This is a genomic window from Hyella patelloides LEGE 07179 (genome assembly GCF_900659865.1).
Taxonomy (GTDB): Bacteria; Cyanobacteriota; Cyanobacteriia; order Cyanobacteriales; family Xenococcaceae; genus Hyella; species Hyella patelloides.
In genome coordinates, this window is sequence record NZ_LR214125.1 from 1 (window position 1) to 5,610 (window position 5,610).

Sequence of the window (5,610 nt, forward strand, 5' to 3'; positions counted from 1 at the left end):
GGTTTCAAAGAAAATATAGACGTTTAGTGGTTCGTTGGGAACGTCAATCTCTTGTTTTTGATGGTTTTTTGACTTTGGCAACTATTCATATGTGGATTACCAAAATCATATTAGTGGGATAGGTTCACCTTTAATAAAAATACCTAATAGGGGATAGATTGCATTTGCCTGTTCGGTAATTTCTTGTTCGCTTAGAAAAGTCAAAACTACTTTTTCGGCTTCTGGTTCAGCATACTCTATATGACATTCTGTACCTGTAGCGTGTCCTTCTGCACTATAAAGTAACTCTCTTTCTAAAAGGGCATTAATTAACATCGATTTTCCAGCACTAAAAGCACCAGCAAAAACTATTTCAAATTTAGGTGCAATAGCTTTTTTCAAAGATACTTCAATAACATTTGTGTCTATGGTTAAATTAGCTTCTTGCGCTAAAATACTGAGTATATTATTAACGTTATCGGCTAAATTACTGCATTGGGATACAAGAGAAGTCATAAAATAATTCGTGGAACATAACTCTTTTTATATTTCCCAGGTTTGTCATAAATAATGTCAATAACAATAAAATGATTAAAGAAATTGCGATCGCTATATACGTAAAGATACTTAATAACCTTATAACAATTCCCTAAAATTAAAATAAATAATTGTTTAATAAGGTCTTTACATAACATTTTAATATGTCAAATATTACTTATTCTAAGAATCTATTTTGAATTTTATATTTATGAAAAATCAACTCTTTATCTACTATTGAATTATATTTTTTAACAATAGAGATAAATTATTTTTTAATATCATTTCCTTTTTTAAGACTTACTTCTCTACCTGAATATTCAAATGTAAATAATCCTTTTTCATAACATTCTGCATGAACTAGCATCATATTAGTCAAGCTAGTGTAAGCTATTCGTACTGAATAATCGTCTGTTACAGTAAAAATAGGAGTTTTTTCCTCTTTATCCCAAGCAGCAAAAGGAAACCACCTATCTATAGAGCTAAATAAATGTAATTCCTCAACATGAATTGACTCTCCAATCAATTCAAATCCATTAAATGAAAAGCTTTTTTCAACAGCTTTTTCTAAAGAATGAAAAGTTAGTGTTCCGCCATAAGGAGAATAAAATATACCTCCATATTTCATGCCATTTCGCCATTGATATAGCTCTTGAATTTCTTGCGGAATTTTGTATAAAAGTAAGTTAGTTGTGTCTTCAATTTTTTCTAAAGATAATCCTACTTGTAAATTTAGAGCAGCATTATGATGATTATCTTTCAAAACCTTTAAACATCTATCGAGGGTTTCAACTAATACTGACATAACTAAATCAAATAAGTTTCAGTTTGTAGGGTGTGTTTCTTATTGTAAATTTGGAATGCAGCTAATTAAAATTTTAAAATATACGCTAATCTTTTCCAGTATGCCCTATCGGGTGAGCGAAGTTTAAGGTGGGAAAAAAGCTAATTTCTGCATATTTAAAGTATAAGTATTTACTCATTACTCATTCTTTCTTCGCGTTGTTAGTGTTTAACTCCCACACCTTTTTTCGTTAACCTCGCCCTATCAAACCACATTAAAAAGTAACCACACTCCTAATAGATTTTCCTTCATGCATTAAATCAAAAGCATCATTAATTTTATCTATACCCATAGTGTGAGTCACAATACTATCAATATCGATTTTGCCTTCCATATACCAATCGACAATCTTAGGAACATCAGTACGACCTCTTGCGCCACCAAAAGCTGTCCCCTGCCAAACTCTTCCTGTAACTAATTGGAAAGGACGAGTACTAATTTCTTCTCCCGCGCCAGCCACACCAACAATTGTGGAAACACCCCAACCCTTGTGACAACATTCCAAAGCCTGACGCATCACATTGACATTACCAATGCATTCAAAACTATAGTCTGCACCACCATCTGTTAATTCCACTAGATAAGGCACTAAATCCCCGTCAATTTCTTTCGGATTAACAAAATGAGTCATGCCATACTGTTCTGCAAGAGTACGCTTAGTTGGATTAAGATCGACTCCAATAATTTTACTCGCTCCTACCAATTTTGCCCCTTGAATGACACTTAAACCAATACCACCCAAGCCAAACACGACTACGTTTGCTCCTGGCTCAACCTTGGCTGTATTAATTACTGCTCCTAAACCAGTTGTGATCCCGCAACCAATAAGACATACTCGATCTAAAGGTGCATCTTGACGAATTTTAGCTAGAGATATTTCTGGTAACACCGTATAGTTAGCAAAAGTTGATGTACCCATATAGTGGTATAAAGGTTTACCATCTAGGGAAAAACGACTTGTACCGTTAGGCATTAGCCCCTTACCTTGAGTACTACGTATTGCCTGACATAAATTAGTTTTCATGCTTAAGCAATAGGGACATTGCCGACATTCTGGGATGTAAAGGGGGATTACATGATCTCCTGGTTTAACGCTGGTGACTCCTTTGCCTACTTCTACTACTACCCCTGCTCCTTCATGTCCTAAAATTGCAGGGAATAAGCCTTCTGGGTCGCTTCCCGAAAGGGTATAAGCATCAGTATGGCAAACCCCTGTGGCTTTGATTTCTACTAGTACTTCTCCTTCTTGAGGCGAATCAAGTTGTACTGTTTCAATGCTTAAAGGTTTTCCCGCCTTTGTAGCTACGGCTGCTTTGACATCCATTAATGGTTTCTCCTACAGTTGTATTCATTAATATAGTAATTTTCGGTTTTTACTGAGCTAAACAATTCATTAAGAATATTCTAGGTTCACTACATTACCTTCGATGATGGAAAGAGAATAAATAACAAAACTTTCTTATTTCCTCTTCGATTTAATTTATGGCAAATTTTCCTTGGTTAACCACCGTAATTTTATTTCCCATTGTTGCCAGCTTACTGATACCGTTTATTCCTGACAAAGATGGTAAAACTGTACGCTGGTATTCCCTGACAGTAGGTTTAATTGATTTTGCAATTATTGTTTACGCTTTTTGCAATGGTTACGATCTTAGCAACCCTAACTTACAGTTAGTCGAAAGCTATACCTGGATACCACAATTAGACTTGAAATGGTCTGTGGGGGTAGATGGATTATCGATGCCTCTAGTGGTTTTAACAGGCTTTATTACCACTTTAGCTATTATGGCAGCTTGGCCCGTAACCTTTAAGCCAAAGCTCTTTTACTTCCTAATGTTGGCAATGTACGGCGGACAAATAGCTGTTTTTGCCGTGCAGGATATGTTGCTATTTTTCCTTGTCTGGGAATTAGAGTTAGTACCCGTGTATTTAATTCTTTCGATATGGGGAGGCAAAAAACGTCTTTACGCTGCTACGAAGTTTATTCTCTATACCGCAGGAGGTTCGCTATTTATTCTGATCGCAGCCTTGACAATGGCATTCTATGGTGATAATGTTACCTTTGACATGAGTGCGATCGCTGCTAAGGATTACAGTTTGAATCTACAATTGTTACTGTACAGTGGCTTTTTGATTGCCTATGGTGTCAAATTACCCATCTTTCCCCTTCATACCTGGCTTCCCGATGCTCATGGTGAAGCTACAGCACCAGCACATATGTTACTTGCAGGTATTCTTTTAAAAATGGGTGGATATGCCCTTTTAAGAATGAATGCAGGGATGTTACCCGATGCTCATGCTTTCTTTGCTCCAGTATTGGTCATTTTAGGGGTAGTTAATATTATCTATGCAGCATTAACTTCTTTTGCTCAACGCAACCTAAAACGCAAGATTGCCTATTCTTCAATTTCTCACATGGGTTTTGTCTTGATCGGGATTGCTTCTTTTACTGACTTAGGAGTCAGTGGCGCAATGCTACAGATGATTTCTCATGGTTTGATTGGTGCGAGTCTCTTCTTTATGGTAGGTGCTACTTATGACCGTACTCACACTCTCATGTTGGATGAAATGGGTGGTGTCGGACAAAAGATGAAGAAAGTCTTTGCTATGTGGACTACTTGCTCAATGGCTTCTTTAGCTTTACCTGGAATGAGTGGTTTTGTAGCTGAGTTAATGATATTTGTGGGTTTTGCTACTAGCGATGCTTACAGCAATACTTTCCGCATTATCATTGTTTCCTTGATGGCAGTAGGTGTTATTTTAACCCCTATTTATCTACTATCTATGTTACGCGAAATGCTTTATGGCCCTGAAAATAAAGAGTTAGTAGAACATACTAAACTGGTGGATGCTGAACCCAGAGAAGTATTTATTATTGCTTGTCTGTTGATTCCCATCATTGGTATTGGTTTGTATCCCAAAATTGTCACTCAGGTATACGATTCCACTACTCATCAACTAACAGCTTTGTTACGTAATTCTGTACCAAGCTTAATGCAAGAAGCCTCGACTGCTTCTAATCCTTATAATTTGATTTCGACTACTGCACCTGAAGTTGAAACTGTAGTTAATCATTAGATTTTCGATTTCAAGCTAATATAATACGTTGGGGGTTTTTGACACATCAATTACCCTCATTTTTTTGTATTGGAGTAGTTTTTAGTAATTGCTCAAAAATATAGTCATTCCTATTAATTTCCTTACGTTGTCCAACATCAATAAACAGATGAGGGATGCCCTAAAGGATACCGCTTCGCATAAAGGATGAGGGATGAAGGATGAGGGATGCCCTAAAGGATACCGCTTCGCATAAAGGATGAGGGATGAAAAGTAGTACCAAATAAATTATGGTTTCTATTTGGAATTACTATAGGATGACCACATAAAAATTTTTTCAGCAGCATGGAGTATGACCACGGTTTGTTAATTAAAGGGTCATATCGGCACTTAAGCTTTTAATAATAGCAATACTTTAAAGTGTATTACCCAGAAGTTAAGATCGATAAATAATAAACCTGTTTAAAGGACATGACTATAAAATTATCTAAAGTAACAAAACAGCAGTTAATTAAATCAATCAAACGATACTTTGAAGAAAAACTCGATGAAGAAATTGGCGATCTCAAAGCTTCACTATTTCTCGACTTTTGTTTACAAGAAATCTGTCCCAGTGTTTATAATCAAGCAATTATCGATGCACGCTCCTTTATGGAGAATAAATTGAGCGATCTTGAAGATACTTGCTACGAACCAGAGTTTGATTATTGGAAAGAGTAAAGTTAACTATCAAAGTTTTTTGAGATTAGCTCAGCTTATATTTTAAGAGGTTCAAATATCGATAATTACGACTATCAGCACTCATTAAGACGAGACTATTATAGTCTAATCATAATTTTCGTTCAATTTTTATTGAGAAAAGCTCTAGTAATTGAGAATTAAACCCTAGTTGTTGCGAAAAATTTATAAACAGCAATTATGAATTTGTTCCGATGTACCAAGCGTTATGAAATTGTCAAGAATTTAGTCATATAAAATACAAAACTCAAAACCAGTCCAGACAATCGTTTAGGTTCGATATGACCCTGAAATGTGCGAATCGTGTTCATCTGCCAGCATAATTCATCATACAGCGGTTTGCAGGTTTATAAGGGACAGTAGCAGCAGTGGGCAAACCAGTTACGCAGATGTTGGGGATTCATTAAATCCATCGCTATTTTAATCAGGGTATCAACCCTTTTGGAAGTTCTGGG

At 35.9% G+C, this 5,610-nt stretch carries 4 protein-coding genes and 1 pseudogene; 2 read left to right on the forward strand and 3 right to left on the reverse strand.

The features are described 5' to 3' along the window. Positions 1–156 precede the first annotated feature (156 nt). From H1P_RS30350 to H1P_RS30360, 3 genes and pseudogenes are all read right to left on the reverse strand, one after another. Positions 157–495 (reverse strand): annotated as a pseudogene (locus H1P_RS30350) (dynamin family protein); the annotation flags it as partial. A gap of 289 nt (positions 496–784) precedes the next feature. Beyond that, positions 785–1,321, reverse strand: a complete 537-nt coding sequence (locus H1P_RS30355; RefSeq protein ID WP_144874770.1) for a hypothetical protein — start codon at positions 1,319–1,321, stop codon at positions 785–787. A gap of 253 nt (positions 1,322–1,574) precedes the next feature. Next, a complete protein-coding gene (locus tag H1P_RS30360; protein ID WP_144874772.1) occupies positions 1,575–2,684 on the reverse strand; it encodes an S-(hydroxymethyl)glutathione dehydrogenase/class III alcohol dehydrogenase in 1,110 nt (369 codons plus the stop codon). Between the two features lie 158 nt (positions 2,685–2,842). Here H1P_RS30360 and H1P_RS30365 point away from each other — a divergent pair, with 158 nt between their 5' ends. Both H1P_RS30365 and H1P_RS30370 read left to right on the forward strand, forming a co-directional pair. Continuing rightward, positions 2,843–4,438 carry an NAD(P)H-quinone oxidoreductase subunit 4 gene (locus H1P_RS30365; RefSeq protein WP_144874774.1) on the forward strand — a complete coding sequence of 532 codons (1,596 nt, stop codon included), beginning with the start codon at positions 2,843–2,845 and terminating at the stop codon, positions 4,436–4,438. Positions 4,439–4,888: 450 nt separating this feature from the next. Further along, a complete protein-coding gene (locus H1P_RS30370) occupies positions 4,889–5,137 on the forward strand; it encodes a DUF2164 domain-containing protein (protein WP_144874776.1) in 249 nt (82 codons plus the stop codon). The last annotated feature ends 473 nt before the right edge of the window (positions 5,138–5,610 follow it).

What these genes read in the sequence shown, in the direction of transcription:
- H1P_RS30365 (WP_144874774.1), top strand. Translation starts at nt 2,843, where the DNA reads ATGGCAAATTTTCCTTGGTTAACCACCGTAATTTTATTTCCCATTGTT.
- H1P_RS30355 (WP_144874770.1), bottom strand. Translation starts at nt 1,321, where the DNA reads ATGTCAGTATTAGTTGAAACCCTCGATAGATGTTTAAAGGTTTTGAAA.
- H1P_RS30370 (WP_144874776.1), top strand. Translation starts at nt 4,889, where the DNA reads ATGACTATAAAATTATCTAAAGTAACAAAACAGCAGTTAATTAAATCA.
- H1P_RS30360 (WP_144874772.1), bottom strand. Translation starts at nt 2,684, where the DNA reads ATGGATGTCAAAGCAGCCGTAGCTACAAAGGCGGGAAAACCTTTAAGC.